Annotated in this window: 13 protein-coding genes, 1 tRNA gene and 1 pseudogene; 6 read left to right on the top strand and 9 right to left on the bottom strand. The window is 64.0% G+C overall.

Annotated elements, in window-relative coordinates; translation table 11 throughout:
* Positions 1 to 136: 136 nt before the first annotated feature.
* Genes ACV959_RS16985 through ACV959_RS16975 form a run of 3 tightly spaced genes read left to right on the top strand, consistent with a single transcriptional unit; the run spans position 137 to position 2,253 of the window.
* Entirely contained in the window at positions 137 to 385 is a 249-nt protein-coding gene (locus tag ACV959_RS16985) for a hypothetical protein (RefSeq protein ID WP_475737723.1), read from the top strand.
* Positions 382 to 1,134 (top strand): hypothetical protein, encoded by a 753-nt coding sequence (locus ACV959_RS16980; RefSeq protein WP_475737722.1) that lies wholly within the window; start codon positions 382 to 384, stop codon positions 1,132 to 1,134. The genes ACV959_RS16985 and ACV959_RS16980 overlap by 4 nt, the downstream gene beginning before the upstream one ends.
* 12 nt (positions 1,135 to 1,146) lie before the next feature.
* Positions 1,147 to 2,253: a GSCFA domain-containing protein gene (locus ACV959_RS16975; RefSeq protein ID WP_475737721.1), complete on the top strand. Its 1,107-nt coding sequence runs from the start codon at positions 1,147 to 1,149 to the stop codon at positions 2,251 to 2,253.
* Positions 2,254 to 2,367: 114 nt separating this feature from the next.
* On the opposite strand, the gene ACV959_RS16970 is transcribed toward ACV959_RS16975, so the two are convergent.
* The 3 genes and pseudogenes from ACV959_RS16970 to ACV959_RS16960 form a co-directional block, all read right to left on the bottom strand.
* The gene (locus ACV959_RS16970; RefSeq protein ID WP_475737720.1) at positions 2,368 to 3,216 is read right to left on the bottom strand and encodes an ABC transporter permease; all 849 of its coding nucleotides are present in this window, start codon (positions 3,214 to 3,216) and stop codon (positions 2,368 to 2,370) included.
* Positions 3,217 to 3,451: 235 nt separating this feature from the next.
* A pseudogene (locus ACV959_RS16965) lies at positions 3,452 to 4,720 on the bottom strand (IS701 family transposase).
* A 206-nt stretch (positions 4,721 to 4,926) separates the two neighbouring features.
* A tRNA-Thr gene (locus tag ACV959_RS16960) sits at positions 4,927 to 5,001 on the bottom strand.
* A 354-nt stretch (positions 5,002 to 5,355) separates the two neighbouring features.
* Here ACV959_RS16960 and ACV959_RS16955 point away from each other — a divergent pair.
* Positions 5,356 to 5,706 carry a transposase gene (locus ACV959_RS16955; protein WP_475737719.1) on the top strand — a complete coding sequence of 117 codons (351 nt, stop codon included), beginning with the start codon at positions 5,356 to 5,358 and terminating at the stop codon, positions 5,704 to 5,706.
* 9 nt (positions 5,707 to 5,715) lie between these two features.
* On the opposite strand, the gene ACV959_RS16950 is transcribed toward ACV959_RS16955, so the two are convergent.
* The 3 genes from ACV959_RS16950 to ACV959_RS16940 all read right to left on the bottom strand — a co-directional run bounded on the left by ACV959_RS16950 (position 5,716) and on the right by ACV959_RS16940 (position 9,131).
* Positions 5,716 to 6,540 (bottom strand): transglutaminase family protein, encoded by an 825-nt coding sequence (locus ACV959_RS16950; RefSeq protein WP_475737718.1) that lies wholly within the window; start codon positions 6,538 to 6,540, stop codon positions 5,716 to 5,718.
* 96 nt (positions 6,541 to 6,636) lie between these two features.
* The gene (locus ACV959_RS16945) at positions 6,637 to 7,584 is read right to left on the bottom strand and encodes an alpha-E domain-containing protein (RefSeq protein WP_475739704.1); all 948 of its coding nucleotides are present in this window, start codon (positions 7,582 to 7,584) and stop codon (positions 6,637 to 6,639) included.
* A 131-nt stretch (positions 7,585 to 7,715) separates the two neighbouring features.
* Positions 7,716 to 9,131: a circularly permuted type 2 ATP-grasp protein gene (locus ACV959_RS16940; protein WP_475739703.1), complete on the bottom strand. Its 1,416-nt coding sequence runs from the start codon at positions 9,129 to 9,131 to the stop codon at positions 7,716 to 7,718.
* A 234-nt stretch (positions 9,132 to 9,365) separates the two neighbouring features.
* Between ACV959_RS16940 and ACV959_RS16935 the strand changes: the two genes are divergently transcribed.
* Positions 9,366 to 11,486 (top strand): carbohydrate porin, encoded by a 2,121-nt coding sequence (locus ACV959_RS16935; protein WP_475737717.1) that lies wholly within the window; start codon positions 9,366 to 9,368, stop codon positions 11,484 to 11,486.
* Positions 11,487 to 11,489: 3 nt separating this feature from the next.
* Here the strand turns inward: ACV959_RS16935 and ACV959_RS16930 are convergent, their stop codons facing one another.
* The 3 genes from ACV959_RS16930 to ACV959_RS16920 are packed head-to-tail and all read right to left on the bottom strand — an operon-like array spanning position 11,490 to position 13,795.
* Complete coding sequence (locus ACV959_RS16930; RefSeq protein WP_475737716.1) at positions 11,490 to 11,774, bottom strand: hypothetical protein; 285 nt, start codon at positions 11,772 to 11,774, stop codon at positions 11,490 to 11,492.
* Complete coding sequence (locus tag ACV959_RS16925; protein ID WP_475737715.1) at positions 11,771 to 12,250, bottom strand: glutathione peroxidase; 480 nt, start codon at positions 12,248 to 12,250, stop codon at positions 11,771 to 11,773. Before ACV959_RS16925 ends, ACV959_RS16930 begins: the two co-directional genes overlap by 4 nt.
* Before the next feature lie 42 nt (positions 12,251 to 12,292).
* Positions 12,293 to 13,795, bottom strand: a complete 1,503-nt coding sequence (locus ACV959_RS16920; RefSeq protein WP_475737714.1) for a sigma-54-dependent transcriptional regulator — start codon at positions 13,793 to 13,795, stop codon at positions 12,293 to 12,295.
* A 283-nt stretch (positions 13,796 to 14,078) separates the two neighbouring features.
* On the opposite strand from ACV959_RS16920, the gene ACV959_RS16915 reads away from it, so the two are divergent.
* Positions 14,079 to 15,914 carry a M3 family oligoendopeptidase gene (locus ACV959_RS16915; protein ID WP_475737713.1) on the top strand — a complete coding sequence of 612 codons (1,836 nt, stop codon included), beginning with the start codon at positions 14,079 to 14,081 and terminating at the stop codon, positions 15,912 to 15,914.
* Positions 15,915 to 15,938 lie beyond the last annotated feature (24 nt).

The following is a 15,938-nucleotide window of genomic DNA, read 5'->3' as shown; positions in this document are numbered from 1 at the left end:
CGTTGTTCGAGGATGGGGCAAGGCTTAGCACGACTCGCCGCCCCGGTGAAATGCGCGGCCTGCGCTTGGCCTTCGCCCCACGGAGTTATATCGTCATGGACCGCCGTCGGCCGGCTTGGCCATGTGCAGGAGCGTCATGTCCGCCGAAGAACCCATTCCAGTCGAGGTCTTCTACCGCTACGGCCACCGCGGCCGCGACATGATCGCGATTCGCGCGCCCTTCGCCATGTCGGCGGGCGGCAGGGAACTCATTGGCCGCGCCATCCGGACGCCGGAGGGGGCGCATTGGGTGCTCGGCGTTTTGCGGCAGGCTTCCGGGCCGATTCAAAAGGGCGAACCGATCGGCGTCGAGACAGGCGACGGAGAGCGACGCGCGGGCGAATGAAAATTCTCGGCCTTGGGCACAGCCACATCGTCGCCGTCGCGAAAGGCTGCTACGCGCTGCAAGACAGAGGCGTCAGGGTCGCGGGCGCCGCGCTTTCTTCGCGCTTTATATATCTTTACGACCCCGAGGTCGCGCCCGCGCTCGTCGGCGAGGGAGTAGAAACGCGTCTCAATCCGCGGCTCGTCGACATCCTCCGGCAGGAGCGTCCCGACTGCGTCCTGCTCTCGGTCCACGGGAACGAGCATGTCGCCCTCTCCATCATGCGGCCGCGCGACCCTGTCGACTTCATCCTCGGCGAGAGTCCCGACCTTCCGTTCGAGGCCGGCGCGACGCCGCTGACCGAGGCGGCGGTGCGGGAAACGTTGCGCGAGAAAATGGCGGAAACCTTTCGCATCTGCGACGCTCTGCGGCGCGTCGTCACGGTCCCGGTCTTCTGCCTGGAATCCCCGCCGCCGCTGCCGGACGCGCGGATCGTCGCCTATCCGGGGGAGTTCTTCAAAAAGGCCGTCGACGTGGCGCGTCTGTCGTCCGAGACGTTCAGATACAAGGTCTGGCGCGTGCAGAGCGGTCTCTATCGAGAAATCTGCGTCAGGCATGGCATGACCTTCGTGCCCGCGCCCGCCTGTTTCATCGTCCCGCCCGGCGTTCTGGCGGAAGAGGCCTGGGGCGCCGACGCCACGCACGCCAACCCGCTTTTCGGCGAAGCCATGGTCGACCAGACGATCCGCATCGCGCAGCGGCGGACGTGACGAGGCGCGGAAATGAAAACGACCCCCTACGCGAAGCTACCGCCCCACGCCTATTGGCGACGCGCCGTGGCGGAGGTCGCGCCGGAAGCGATCGATCCGATGACCGAGCCGCCGTTCCGTTTTGGGCTGCGTGATAAGGTCGCAACCGCCGGGAGCTGCTTCGCCCAGCATATCGGCCGCTATCTCGACCGCTGCGGCTGCAATTTTCTGGTCGCCGAAAAGCCCCATCCCTTTATCGGCGTCAAAGCCGCGGAGGCGCTCAACTACGGGGTTTATTCAGCCCGCTACGGAAATGTCTACACCAGCCGTCAGCTCCTTCAGCTCTTCGACCGCGCCTATGGCCGCTTCACGCCCAAAGAGAATTGCTGGCGCGAGGGCGCGGGCGTGGCGGTCGATCCCTTCCGCCCGCAAATCCAGCCCGGCGCCTTCAATTCCGAGCGCGAACTCGAACTCGATCGCGAAAGACATTTCGCAGCCGTGCGGGAAGCCTTCGAGACACTGGACGTCTTTATTTTCACGCTCGGGCTGACGGAGGCCTGGGCGTCGCGGGAGGACGGTGCGGTCTTTCCGCTCTGCCCGGGCGTCGCGGGCGGAGACTATTCCGAGACGCGCCACGTGTTTCTCAATCTCGGCGTCGACGACGTCGTTTCCGACATGCTGGCGTTTCTTGAGCGGCTGCGGGGCGTCAATCCGTCGGCGCGCATGATTCTCACCGTATCGCCCGTCCCGCTGGCCGCGACAGCGGAACCACGCCATGTGATGGTCTCGACGGTCTATTCAAAATCCGTGCTGCGGGTCGCCTGCGACGCAATTACGCGCCGCGCGGCGCAGACGGCCTATTTCCCCTCGTACGAAATCGTCGCAGGCGGATTTTCGGGAACGGATTATTTCGCCGCGGACCGGCGCAGCGTCACGCCGGAGGGCGTCGCCCACGTCATGCGCGTTTTCGATCGCCACTTCATTCGGCGCACGCTCATGGAGGAAGCGTTGCGCCGCGCGAGGGAAGCAGTAACGCCCGGCCACACGCCGGAAACGGAAGCGATCGCCGCCGCGATGAGGCTCATGTGCGATGAAGAGGCTCTCGATATGACGAGCAGACCCGGAGAGAGCGAGGTTTAGCCCCGATCTCCTTCGTCGAACCGAGCGGCATAGCGCGGCCGAGGCGGCTCGGACTGTCGTTGTGATTTTGCGCGGCGACGTCGGCGGCAGAAGCCGCGAAGGGAAGCGCCAGGGTTATATCGCGCTCACGAACTTTCCCCGCAGATAACGCTCCCCGACGAGCCCGATCGCGAGGCACACGGTCGCAACGCCGATGACCAGCAGTTTGTTCACCGGCTCCGCCTCATAGCCGAGGTAATAGGCCGACCGCATCCATTCGACGATAATGTAGATTGGATTGTAACGGACGTAGTCGCGCATATTTTCCGGCATCGCGCTGACGGGGAGATAGACGCCGGAGAAGAGATAAGACCCGATAATGAGAAGGTTAAAAAAGATCAGCGAAAACGCGCCAAGAACGCGCGCGAAGAGCAGGTTCAGAAAACCAAGGCCAATGCCGAGATAGGTCGCGGCGAGGATCGCTTCTGCTGCCTCTACGGGTTCAGCGGGCTCGATCGCGGTATCCGCAAGCGACAACCCGAAGAGGAAAAGCGCAAGCACCACCAGCGCATTCAATGTTTCGAGAATCGAACGGCTGACAATAATGTGCAGAGGCCGAAGCAGGGGAATGTTGAGCAGCTGAAAATTCTGCGTCATCGTCGATCCCATCATTCGCGCAGGGTAAAGCACGAGAATGTACGGAACGGCGCCCGTCGCTCCAAAAATGGTCGGGCTATCGCCGATGGGCGATATCGTGTGCCGGAGATAATAGGCGGCGACGAGGACGCTTAAATGCGTCAGAGGCCATAGAATCGCGATGATATAGCCAAGATAGCTTCCGCCGAACCGGGTGCGCATATCCTGCAGCAATACGACGCTGACCAGATGCGCGAAAAGCCGCGCCTTGGACCGCGCTACATCCAGCCTCGACCAGATGGATTGTCTGGTCGGAAATGGATTGGAGAAGGGCTCGTAAAACGCCATGGGACAACGCTCGGACCGGGGTGATCATGCGGTCGAAAGAAATCCAAAAACGACAATCGCGGCCAGACCATGGCGAAAGCGTTCTAGCATGACAGTTGCATTTTGATATGGGAGCGTCTTGCTTGGGCCTGATGGGCTCGTCTCCAGAGCGACCAGGCGATGATAAACTCGGGTCGAATGCGTTTTCTCGCCAAGGGCGTCGCCAAGCGGCGGATTTCCTGCATCGACCAATGGATCAGGGAATCTTCGACGACAAGCGACGCGCGCTTGTCTTTGTGCGGCGGATTGTTTTTGGGGGCGGCGCAACGGCATTGGCGTGAGCGCGGATCGCAGCCATCATGGCGAAGGCCAGCATGACGAGCGAAACATGACGGCGCCATCCGCGCCAGGAGCGCGTCTCGTTGTGGTCGAGGCCGAGTTCGTTCTTGGCGGTTTCAAAGCTATCTTCGATCGCCCAACGACGGCCTTCGATTTTCGTCAACCTTTCGATTGAGGTTCCGCTCGGGGCCCATGTCGTGAAAAAGGCAAGATCGCCGTCGGCGATTTTGCGACGGATCAGAAGTCCCCGCGTCCAGGAAACGCCCGCAAGCGCATCGTTGTAATCGCCCGCGTCGAGGTCGGCGAGTTCGAGATAGGCCCAGTCGCGCAGGCGCTCGCCCTTCGTCCCCGCGCCCGTCGAGAGCCGGCGCCAGGCGGAGGCCGGCAAGCCGTCCGCAATTTCTTTGGCTGCGCCCGAAATCAATTTCGACTTGCCCCAGGAGTGGAACGGCTCGTTGGATTTGACGCCCAGCACGTAGCCTTTGCCAGCGCGCCGCAAGGCCATTTCGATATCGCCGACGCCCTAGACTGTGTCGGCCGCTACGAAGGAGAATGGGACCTTCGCTTTGATCGCTCTTTCGATCATAGCGAGCGCCAGCGCCGGCTTGGTCGCAAAGCCGCCAGACGCGCTGTCGACGATCTCCTGCGGAATATGCGCCTTGGCCATGCGCGCTTTATCCTCGGTCCAGCTCTTGGGCGGATAAAGCTCGCGGTCGATGAACGCATGGCCGCGCTCTGTGGCGCAGCACGCGAAAACGCCGATCTGGCAATTCGCGATCTTCCCCGCTGAGCCTGTATATTGCCGTGCGACGCCGCAGGAGGCCTTACCCTGCTTCAGAAACCCCGTCTCGTCGACAAGGAGAACCGCATCTTCGTCCGCCAAGGCTTCGAGCGCATAATCGCGCACAATGTCGCGCAGCCCATCCGCGCTCCAGCGCGCGCGACCCAGAATTGCCTGCCGCCGCCACGGTCCCGGATCGCCCGCCGCTTCGGCGCGCATCCAGCCCGTCTTGCGCCGCTCTTCGCCCAGCAACCCGTCCAGAAAGCGCTCCGCCAATCGCGCCACGCGCTCCTGCGTGAACAGAGGCCGCATCCGACGCTTCACGTCACGCAGAGACGACGCCCACAACTCCAGCGTCGTTTCGATCGAAGCTCCCGACATCCCATGATCCCCTTGCCGAATCATGGCGTCCCATCGAGTCAGAACTCCAAATATAATGCAACTGTAATGCTAAGAAGTTTCCCGTCCATAATCAGGCCCTCAATCTATGCGCCGACCATAACACGCGGTTCCTAGGTGCATAAATAGGGTTTTGAGGACGCCAAATCGGGCGTTAAGTGGGTGTTTGATCCACGCCGCCTGCCAGGCTCTTCGCAAGTCTTTGAAAATAATGGTGCTGCAAGAGAGGATTGAACTCTCGACCTCTCCCTTACCAAGGGAGTGCTCTACCACTGAGCTACTGCAGCGCCGGTTTCATTCCCCGCGCCGTCGCGGCTGCGGAAAACGAGCGCCTTGTGCCACACTGCGGCGCAAGTCGCAAGCGGTCCTTGACGGCTGCGCGCCCCGCCGGGGCGCCCGGGGGCGCGTCGGCCCGTCTGCCTGTCGCCAGCGCCGCGCCGCGGCGGAGGCTTTCGCGAGGCCTGCGTCACGGTAAAGGTTGCGTTGCCAATTGATACAACCTTAGGTAGGATTTTTCCGCCTTGGACCGAACCGGCCGCCGCCGCGGGCGGCGCCGACGCCGGACTTCGGACCGGCGGGCGCTCGTTTCCACGGGCCAGAAGCCCGTCCTGCGCCCGGACGACATGTCGATGGAGGCTGGGGTGGGTGATCGAATTTTGAGCGACGAACTCTGGGCGGCTGTCGCGCCGTTGTTGCCGGGCAAGGCCGGCGATCCGGGGTGCAGCGGGCGCGACAACCGTCTCTTCCTGGAAGCCGTGTTCTGGATCGCCCGCACGGGGTCGCCCTGGCGGGACCTGCCGCCGGAATTCGGCAAATGGTACACGACCTATACGCGTTACCATCGCTGGGAGCAGAAGGGCGTGTGGCCGCGCGTCATCGAGACGTTGCAAAGCCGCGGCATGGCCGACCTGCTCTATGGCCGCGAAGGACTGCGCTGGGCGTCGGCGGGCGAGGAGACGACCCACGCGCCGTCGGGCAAGGCGGCGGCCTGAACCGGCCCGTCACTGCGTTTGGGATTGGCTCTGGGTCGGGGCGACGCGAACTTTGACCTCCATCGACTCGCCGCCGCCGCCGGTGCGCGCGCCGCGGATCGGCGCGGCGCTCAGATAGTCGAGCGCGACGGCGAGCCGCACATGGCGTTCGCTTGGAGAGACGCCATGCGCCGGATCGAACCCCACCCAGCCCAAATCCTCGACAAAGGCCTCCGCCCAGGCGTGGCCGGCGACCTGCTCCGGGCCGTCCGTTCTCAGATAATAGCCGCTCACATATCGCGCCGGCGCGCCGATGGATCGCGCGCAGGCGATGAAAAGATGGGCGAAGTCCTGGCAGACGCCCTTGCCCTGTTCGAAGGCTTCCGCCGCCGTCGTCGCCGCATGGGTCGCGTCGGCGTCGAAGGTCGTTTTTTCGTATAGCGCCCCGAGCAGGGCGTGAAGCGCCGCGAGCGTTCCCTTCTCGGGCGCCGTCGTCTCGCGCGCGAAGTCCAGAATGGCGGCGCTCGGCGCCGTGAGCGGCGTCTGCCGCAGATAGAGCGCGGGAGGAAAGCGCTCCAGCGCGCCGGAGACGACGCCCGCCGTGTCGAAGGTGGTGATGTCGCCCTCGACCAGCGTTGTGATCGACTCCAGAGGCCCGTCGGCCGTGAAGCGATGCACAATATTGCCGAAGGCGTCCTCGCTTTGCAGCAGCCGGCAGTCGCGGTCCACGTCGATGCGCCAGTCGGTCACATGCTGGCCGTCGTAATTGCGCGGACTGAGCCGCACCTGCTGAATCGCGAATTTGGCGGGTTCGAGATAGCGGTAGGTGGTTTCGTGACGGATGCGGATGCGCATGAGCGGTCCATCGGAAAGGAAAGCCGCCGCGCGCCGAGGGGCGGGGCGCGCGGCGGGGCCAACCCTCGCCATGCCGTCATGGGAGGGCGCGGGCGGCTAGAAAAGATATTGCTCCGAGATCAGCGTCCCGAGCCTGTTGTTCTCGCCTATGAAGCCCTGCACGAATTCGTGTAGACCGCCTTGGAAAACGCTTTCCATCGTCAGGGTCTCGAGCCTGCCATAAACGCTGCGCGCCTGCCGTTGCGCGGCGCCCTGGCGTCCATGCGCGCGGGCGAGATTGTCGAGATTGCGCACGATGCTCTCGTAGCAGGAAATGAGCGAACGCGGCATCTCCGGTCGTAGGATCAGCAGGTCGGCGACGAGCCAGGGCTTCATGCTGGTGCGATAGACCCAGTGATAGGCCGTGTGCGCCGAAACGGCGCGCAGGATCGCGGCCCACTGGAAATAGTCGAGCGAACCGCCCACGACCTCCTTCTCGGGAAGCAGCACGTGGTATTTCACGTCGAGGAGCCGCGCCGTGTTGTCCGCGCGCTCCACGAAGAGGCCGACGCGCGAGAACCAGTAGGCGTCGTTGCGCAGCATGGTGCGATAGGCGCCGCCGTCATAGGTGAGCGAAGTCTGCTTCACGAATTCGAGGAAGCGGCCGAGCTCGTCCGACGAATAGGCGCCGCGGCGGGCCTCCATCGCCTTTATTTCTAGATAGGCGCCGTTGATCGCCTCCCACATCTCCACCGTGAGCGCAGTGCGCACGGCGCGGGCGTTGGCGCGCGCAAATTCGATGCAATTGCGGATCGAGCTGGGGTTTTCCCGGGAGAAGGCGAGAAATTCGATCACGCTCGCCTCGTTGACCGGCTTGCCCGTCTGTTCGAAGGCGGCCGCCGCGCCGGCCGAGAGGAGAACGCTTTCCCATTCCGTGTCGGCGCCGCCATAGGTCCGGGGCAGGGCGGCGAGGCGGCGCGAGGCCTCGATGGCGCGGGCGAGAAAATCCGCGCGCTCCATGTAACGCGCGAGCCAGTAGAGATTGTCGGCTGTGCTTGAAAGCATGGGGCGTTCCGTCTTGGCGCGGTCGCGCCGGATATCCTGCTCGATTCTCGCGAAAGCGGCGGAAGGAGGCGCGGCGGGCTCGGCGTGGCCGCGTCGGTCGAAGTCCTCGAAGGAAGAAAGCGCGTCGAGCATCAGGCCTGCCCCATGATGGCGTCGTCGATGACCCATGTGTCCTTGGTGCCGCCGCCCTGGCTGGAGTTCACGACGAGCGATTTCTCCGTCATGGCGACGCGGGTGAGGCCGCCCGGCACGACGCGCACCCCATGCGCGCCCTGGAGCACGAAGGGACGCAGATCGACATGGCGCGGCGCGATTCCCTGCGCGACCGAAATCGGGCAGGTCGAGAGCGCCAGCGTGGGCTGGGCGATGAAATTGTCGGGATGCGCCTTCAGCTTCGCGCGGAACTCCTCGACCTGCGCTTTCGACGCGTGCGGGCCGACGAGCATGCCGTAGCCGCCCGAGCCGTTGACTTCCTTGACCACCAGATCCTCGAGATGGTCGAGAACGTAAGCAAGCGCCACCGGCTCCCGGCAGCGCCAGGTGGGAACGTTCTGCAACAGGGGTTCTTCGCCGAGATAAAAGCGGATCACGTCCGGCATGTAGGTGTACATCGCCTTGTCGTCGGCGACGCCAGTGCCCACTGCATTGGCGAGCGTCACATTGCCCGCGTGGTAGGCGCCCATTAGTCCTGCGACGCCGAGCGCGGAATCGGGCCGGAAGGTCAGCGGATCGAGGAAGTCGTCGTCGATGCGGCGGTAGATGACGTCGACGCGGCGCGGGCCCTCCGTCGTGCGCATGTAGACGACGTCGTCCTTCACGAAGAGGTCGCGCCCTTCGACGAGTTCGACGCCGAGCTTGTCGGCCAGGAAGGAGTGCTCGTAATAGGCGGAGTTGTATTGGCCGGGCGTCATCAGCGCGATCGTCGGATCGCTCGAGGCGCGCGGCGGCGCGACCGAGCGCAGCGTCGCGAGCAGCTCGTCCGGATAATCCTCGATCGGCGCCACGCGGTGCATGGAGAAGAGATCGGGGAACAGCCGCATCATCACTTCGCGGTTCTCGAGCATGTAGGAGACGCCCGAGGGCGTGCGGGCGTTGTCTTCCAGAACGTAGAAGCCGTGATCGTCCGTGCGCACGATGTCGACGCCGGCGATATGCACGAAGACGTCGTGCGGCACGCGCCGGCCCGCCATTTCCGGGCAATAGCCGGGATTTCGGTAGACGAGCTCGCTCGGGACGACGCCGGCCTTCAGGATTTCGCCCGCGCCGTAAATGTCCTTGAGAAAAAGGTTCAGCGCGGTGACGCGCTGCACGAGGCCGCGCTCCAGCGCGTTCCATTCGCTGCGCGCGATGATGCGCGGGAGGATGTCGAAGGGGATCAGTCGTTCGGTCGCCTCCTGCGCGCCATAGACGGCGAAGGTGATGCCGATGCGGCGGAAGAGCAATTCGGCTTGTTCGCGCCGCGAGTCGAGGAGTTCCGGCGGCGCGCTGGCGAGCCATTGCGAAAGCTTGGCGTAAGGAGCGCGGGTCGCGCCATTTGCGCCGCTCATTTCATCGAATTGCGTCACGCGCTGGTCCAACTGTCGACGCTCCTCTCTTCGCCGCCGCGCCCATATTTGCGAGCGTCGGGGCCTTACGCCGCAAGGAGCTACACAAAAAGCGTGCCAGCCGCGCGCGCCGAGACCGTCACAGGATTCACACATTGGCCCTTTACTCGGAGCCGAATCGGCGCGTTCACTCCCTGCGCCATGTCCCTCGTTCGAATCCTGCGCCAGAGCGCGGTCATGAAAGCTTCGCGACGACAAGCCGTATCCGCGGGCGAGGCCTGCGCCAGGGGTTTCGCGGCGGCGCTCGTCTGGGCGTCCGCCGCCGCGCCTGCCTGTGCGCAAGACCCGCCGGCTTTCGACTGGGCGGGTCTTTACGTCGGCGCGAGTTTCGGCGCTGGTTTCCCGCTCCATGGCGGGGAGCGGCTTCAGGCGGGAAGCGGCTTCGGCTCGCCGGCGTTCGACCTCTATCCGGGCTCCGTCACGCGGCCGGGCGCGCTCGCGGGCGCGCAGGCGGGCTACAACTGGCGTCGCGGTCCGTGGGTCTGGGGCGTCGAGACGGATTTCGGCCTGCTCGACGGCCGCCGCGGTCCGAGCGGCGCCTATGTCGCGTCGCCCGCCTATCCGGCGCCGGTCTTCACGATCCTTTCCAATTCGAGCGCGAATTTCTTTGCGACCATTCGCGGCCGTGCGGGCGTCGCCGTCGATCGCGCGCTCTTTTATTTCACCGGCGGCGTTGCGGCGGGCGGCGCGCGAGGACCGGCGACGCTGTCGATCGCGGGCGCGACCTTCTCGGCTCCATGGTCGCAATCCTCCCGGATGAAATTCGCCCTCGGCGCGGGCGTCGAATACGCCTTCGCCAGCGACTGGTCGGCGCGCGCGGAATATCTGTTCCTGAGCCAATCGCTGAATACGCAGACTTTCGACGATGGCGCGGGATTCACTTACGCTTCCCGCATTCGCAACGAAAATCACTTACTGCGCTTTGGCGTGAATTATCACTTCGGCGAGAGGAACCAAATCCCCGGCGCGATCCAATACGGCCAGACGGGGAACGGCGGCGCGAACCAAGGCCCGCCCAAGGAAGAGCAATACAGTATCCACGCCCAGACGACGAACGTCGTCCAGGGTTATCCTCGTTTTCCCGCCCGGTATGACGGCCCGAACAGTTTCCCGTCGGGCGGGAAAGCGAACTTCGGTTCGACGACAAATATATTCGCGGGTCTCAGGCTTTGGGACGGCGGCGCCGTCTATCTCAATCCCGAGATCGACGTGGGTTACGGACTCGCCGATTCGGTGGGCGCCGCCTCCTATGTCAACGGCGCGGTCGCCAAGGTCGGCCGCGCCGCGCCCTATATGCGGTTCCAGCGGTATTTTCTACGCCAGATCATCGGTCTCGACAGCGGCGGAGAACGCGGAAGCGACCCGGACGTGGGTTCGCGTAGCGAGGTGCTCGAATCGGTGCAGAACCAGGTGTCGGGCCTCGTTGACAAGGACCGCATCATCGTCACGCTCGGCAAATTCGCCGTGGGCGACGTTTTCGACGACAATATCTACGCGCACGATCCGACGACGGGTTTTCTAAATTTCGCGTTCAATTCCATGGGGGCTCTGGATTACGCCGCCGACTCCTGGGGATACACGCATGGCCTCGCGGTCGAGTGGAAACAGGACTGGTGGACGGCGCGCGGCGGCGTCTTTCAGCTGTCGACCATCCCCAATGGGCTCGACATCGAGCCGCAGCTGTTCCGTCAGTTCATGGGAATTGGCGAACTGGAGGCGCGCTACGATCTTTTCGGCCAGCCGGGCGCCGTCAAACTCCTTTTCTATGGCGACAATGGTTGCCTCACAAAGCTCGGCGACGCGATCGACTACTCCTTCCTGACCGGCGATTTTCCGCCGCGTTTCGACACGGCGCGCCGTCGCGCCGTGAAGATTGGCGGCGGGATCAACGTCAAGCAGCAGATCGCGCCGAACCTTGGCTTTTTCCTGCGCGCCAGCATGGCCGACGGGCGCTACGAGACGGTCGACTACACGGACGTCGATCGTCAGCTTTCCATGGGTTTCGTCGCGGCGGGCGAGTCATGGGGCCGCGAGGACGATGAAATTGGGCTCGCCGGCGCCCTGAGCGGCCTGCACGGCGATCGCGTCCGTTATTTCGCGCTCGGCGGAACGAGCGTCTATATCGGCGACGGCGCATTGAGCTACGCCGGAGAGAAGAACATAGAAGCCTATTACAAGCTCGGCTTCGGCAAGGATCTCGACGCGACCTTCGATTATCAGCTTCTCGTCAATCCCGCGCACAACGCCGCGCGCGGGCCGGTCAACGTCTTCGGCCTGAGGCTGCGCGCGGCCTTTTGAGCCTTACGCAAGATAATCGGTCAGGCGTTGTTCGAACTCCGGAAAATAAGTCGAGATGACGCTTACGTCGAAGCGGCGGAGGATCGCTTCCTTCGGCTCGCGGTCGAGCAGGAAGCGGAAGGCCGCCTCGATCGTGCCTTCCGCCGCGCCGCCCGCGCTGAGGCGGACGAAATCCGCCTGCGCGAGGGTGACGCGATGGCGCGTCTCGCCCTGTCCTTCCCGCACCGTCACCTCGAATTCGAGCGGATCCGCGTCCCTGACGCGCGCGACGTCGATCGACGCGCTCACAGCACGGCCTCGATGTCTTTTTCGAGCGACTGCGGCGTATCCGTCGGCGCATAACGCTTCACGACATTGCCGTTCCTGTCGACGAGGAATTTCGTGAAGTTCCATTTGATCGCCTCGGAGCCGAGAATGCCCGGCGCCGCTTGTTTCAGGAAGTTGTAGAGCGGATGCGCCTTGTCGCCGTTGACGTCGATCTTGGCGAACATGGGAAACGTCACGCCATAGGCCGTCGAGCAGAAAGAGGCGATCTCGCTCTCGGACCCAGGCTCCTGCGCGCCGAATTGATTGCAGGGAAAGCCGAGAACGACGAGCCCTCGCTCCGCATATTTTTTATGGAGCGATTCGAGCCCGGCGTATTGCGGCGTGAAGCCGCATTTGCTCGCGACATTGACGATGAGCAGCGCCTTGCCCGCATAATCCCGCAAGGATTTCGTTTCGCCGTCGATCGTCTTCGCCTGGATGTCGTAAAGCGTCGTCATGCGCGCCTCCATTTTTCAGGGAGGCTCGCACAATTTTCGGCGTCACGCCACCAGACTGTCTGCGCCGCCCGCTTCCGCGCCGTTTTCCTCGAGGCCATATTCCTTCATCTTGCGATAGAGCGTCGAGCGGCCGATGCCGAGCCTGCGCGCGATCTCCGACATTTGTCCGCGGTAATGCGTCAGCGCGAAGCGGATCGTCTCTCTCTCCAGTTCGTCGAGCTTGCGCATTTCGCCCGTGGCGCCGAGCAGGTGCAGGACGTTGGGATCGCGAATTTCGACGCGCACGATTTCGCGTTCGCGCGGCGCATCCGCGGCAGGCGCCGCCGTCGCGGGAACAGGCGGCACGCGTACGTCGAAGCCTGCGACATGCGCGGCGATTTGCGGAAATTCCGCCACCGTCAGCTCGTCGCCGTCGGCGAGCACCACGGCGCGAAATACGGTGTTTTCGAGTTGGCGGACATTGCCGGGCCAGTCGTAGCTCGTCAAAAGCGAAAGCGCCTCGGCGGAAATGCCGCGAATGTTGCGACCCTCTTCCGCGGCGAAGCGCGCGGCGAAGCGCCTCGCAAGATCGGCGATGTCCTCGCGGCGCGCGCGCAGCGGCGGAATGCTGATTGGAAAGACATTGAGCCGATAAAAGAGATCTTCGCGGAACTGTCCGCGCTTGACGAGTTCGATGAGGTTCTGGTTCGTCGCCGAGATGAGGCGAATGTCGACGCGGACGGGGCGCTTGGCGCCGACGGGATCGATCTCGCCCTCTTGCAGCGCGCGCAGAAGCTTCACCTGAATGTCGAGCGGCAGTTCGCCGATCTCGTCGAGAAAAAGCGTGCCGCCATTGGCCTCGACAAATTTTCCGCTGTGCTTTTCGGTCGCGCCGGTGAACGCGCCCTTCTCGTGGCCGAAAAGAATCGATTCGACGAGATTGGCCGGCAGCGCGCCGCAGTTCACGGTGACGAAGGGCTTGCCCTTGCGGTCGGAGCCGCCCTGGATCGCGCGGGCGACGAGCTCCTTGCCGACGCCCGATTCGCCTTCGATGAGCACGGGAATATTGGAGTTCGCCGCGCGTTCGCCGAGGCGGATCACGCGCGCCATGTCGGGGCTGCGCGAGACGAGATCCTTGAAGGTGAGATGACCCTGCGCACGGCGGCTGATGCGCCGGATTTCGCCCGCGAGCGCGTCCGCCGACAGGGCGTTCTTGATGGAAATCTGAAGCCGTTCCGCGCCAACGGGCTTCACGACGAAATCATGCGCGCCCGCGCGCATCGCGGAAATGACCGTTTCGATCGAGCCGTGCGCCGTCTGCACGATGACGGGCGTCGCGATCTTCGCGTCGCGCATCCGGGTCAACACGCCCATCCCGTCGAGATCGGGCATGACGAGATCGAGAATGAGCAGCGAAACGGCGGGCGCGCCGGGTTTCGTGAGACGGGCGAGCGCTTCTTCGCCGCCCTCGACCGTTTCCGCCTCATACCCGAAGCGCCGCACCATGGTTTCGAGGAGGCGGCGTTGCACCGGATCGTCGTCGGCAATCAGAATAATGGAGGTCATCTTGATCCTGAATGTTCCGGTTCCCCGATCAGCAGCGCCCGAGCCGGAACGATTTTTGTCAGCGCGCTCATCGTTGCGAAACAGTGTAAAGGCGTGGTTAATTTCAGCCCTCCGACGCGTCATTATGGAGCATAACCCCTGATGAAATTTAGAAAGTTTTTATCGTCGCAGAGCGTGGCGGGGGCGCGCGGCGGCCATCTCGCGCGGGTTGATCGCGCTTGGGCTTTGACCATATGAAGCGGGGTTCGCCCGAAGGCGTCCGCAACTCTCGATGGTTTTCGCCATGCGCTTCATTTCCGTTGTCACAGCTTCGCCGGCGGAGGCCGCGGCGGGGCTATCAGAGACCTTGCCTGAGTGGAACCTCGCCGATCTTTACGAGGGAACCGATTCGCCGCGGCTGAAAGCCGATCTCGCCCGCGCCGCGGAAGAGGTCGCCCAATTCGGCAAGGACTACCGCGGGCGACTCGCAGAACTCGCGTCCAGCGCCGACGCCAGCGTTAGGCTCGGCGAAGCGGTGGCCCGCTACGAGGCGCTGCAGGATCTTCTGGGGCGACTCATGTCATTTGCCGGATTGCTTTACAGCGGCGACACGACCGATCCGGCGCGTGCGAAGTTCTACGGCGACGTTCAGGAGAAGGTGACCAACGCCTCGGCGCAGCTTCTCTTCTTCCAGCTCGAACTCAACCGTCTCGACGACGCCGTGCTCATGGCCGCGGCGGCGAAGGAGCCGCTTTCGCGCTGGAAGCCGTGGCTCGAGGACATCCGCAAGGAAAAGCCCTACGAACTCGATGAGAAGCTGGAAGAGCTGTTCCACGAGAAATACATTTCCGGAGCGGCCGCGTGGAACCGGCTCTTCGACGAAACCATCGCGTCGCTGCGCTTCAGGGTCGGCGGCGAGGAACTGGCGATCGAGCCGGTCCTCAACCTCATGCAGGATCCGCGGGAGGAAAAACGGCGGGAGGCGGCGCTGGCGATCGGCGAAACGCTGCGCAGCAATCTCCGCGTTTTCTCGCTCATCACCAATACGCTCGCAAAGGACAAGGAAATCTCCGATCGCTGGCGCGGCTTCCGGGACGTCGCCGATTCGCGTCACCTCTCCAACAGGGTCGAGCGCGAAGTGGTGGAGGCGCTGGCGAAGGCGGTGACGGAGGCGCATCCGCGTCTGTCGCATCGTTATTACCGGCTGAAGGCCAAGTGGTTCGGCAAGGACGCCCTTGACTACTGGGACCGGAGCGCCCCGCTGCCGGCGACGCCCGGCAAGCGCTATTCGTGGGAGGAGGCGCGCAGCATCGTGCTGTCCGCCTACGACGGCTTCGCGCCGCGCATGGCGCAGATCGCCGGCGAATTTTTCGACAAGAAATGGATCGACGCGCCGGTGCGGCCGGGCAAGGCGCCGGGCGCCTTCTCGCATCCGACGGTGCCTTCGGCGCACCCCTACGTGCTGCTCAATTTCCAGGGCAAGACGCGCGACGTTATGACGCTCGCGCATGAACTCGGCCATGGCGTGCATCAGGTGCTCGCGGCGCGGCAGGGCGCGCTGATGGCGCCGACGCCGCTGACGCTTGCCGAGACGGCGTCCGTTTTCGGCGAGATGCTGACGTTCCGCGCCCTGCTGGCCCAGGCCGGGGACGCGGCGCAACGGCGCGCGCTTCTCGCCTCCAAGGTCGAGGACATGCTCAACACCGTCGTGCGGCAAATGGCCTTCTACGCCTTCGAGCGTCGGGTCCATATGGAGCGCCGCAACGGCGAACTCACGGCCGATCAGATTTGCGACATCTGGATGAGCGTGCAGGGCGACAGCCTGGGGCCCTCGATCCGGCTCGGGCCGGGATACGAGACCTTCTGGGCCTACATCCCGCATTTCATCCATTCGCCGTTCTACGTCTATGCCTACGCTTTCGGCGATTGCCTCGTGAATTCGCTCTACGGCGTCTACCAGAAAGCCCATGACGGATTCGCGGAGCGCTATTTTGCCCTGCTGGAGGCCGGGGGCGCCAAGCCCTATGACGAGCTGCTGAGGCCCTTCGGCCTCGATGCGCGCGATCCCGCCTTCTGGAGCATCGGCCTCGAGATGATCGAGGGGCTGATCGGCGAATTGGAGGCGATGGAGGAGGCTTGAGAGGCCTCTTTCCACGCTGCCTGG

This window comes from Methylocystis sp. Se48, from assembly GCF_056269425.1.
Note: the sequence above shows the minus strand (reverse complement) of the source record. Positions and strands in the feature narration are given on the sequence as shown.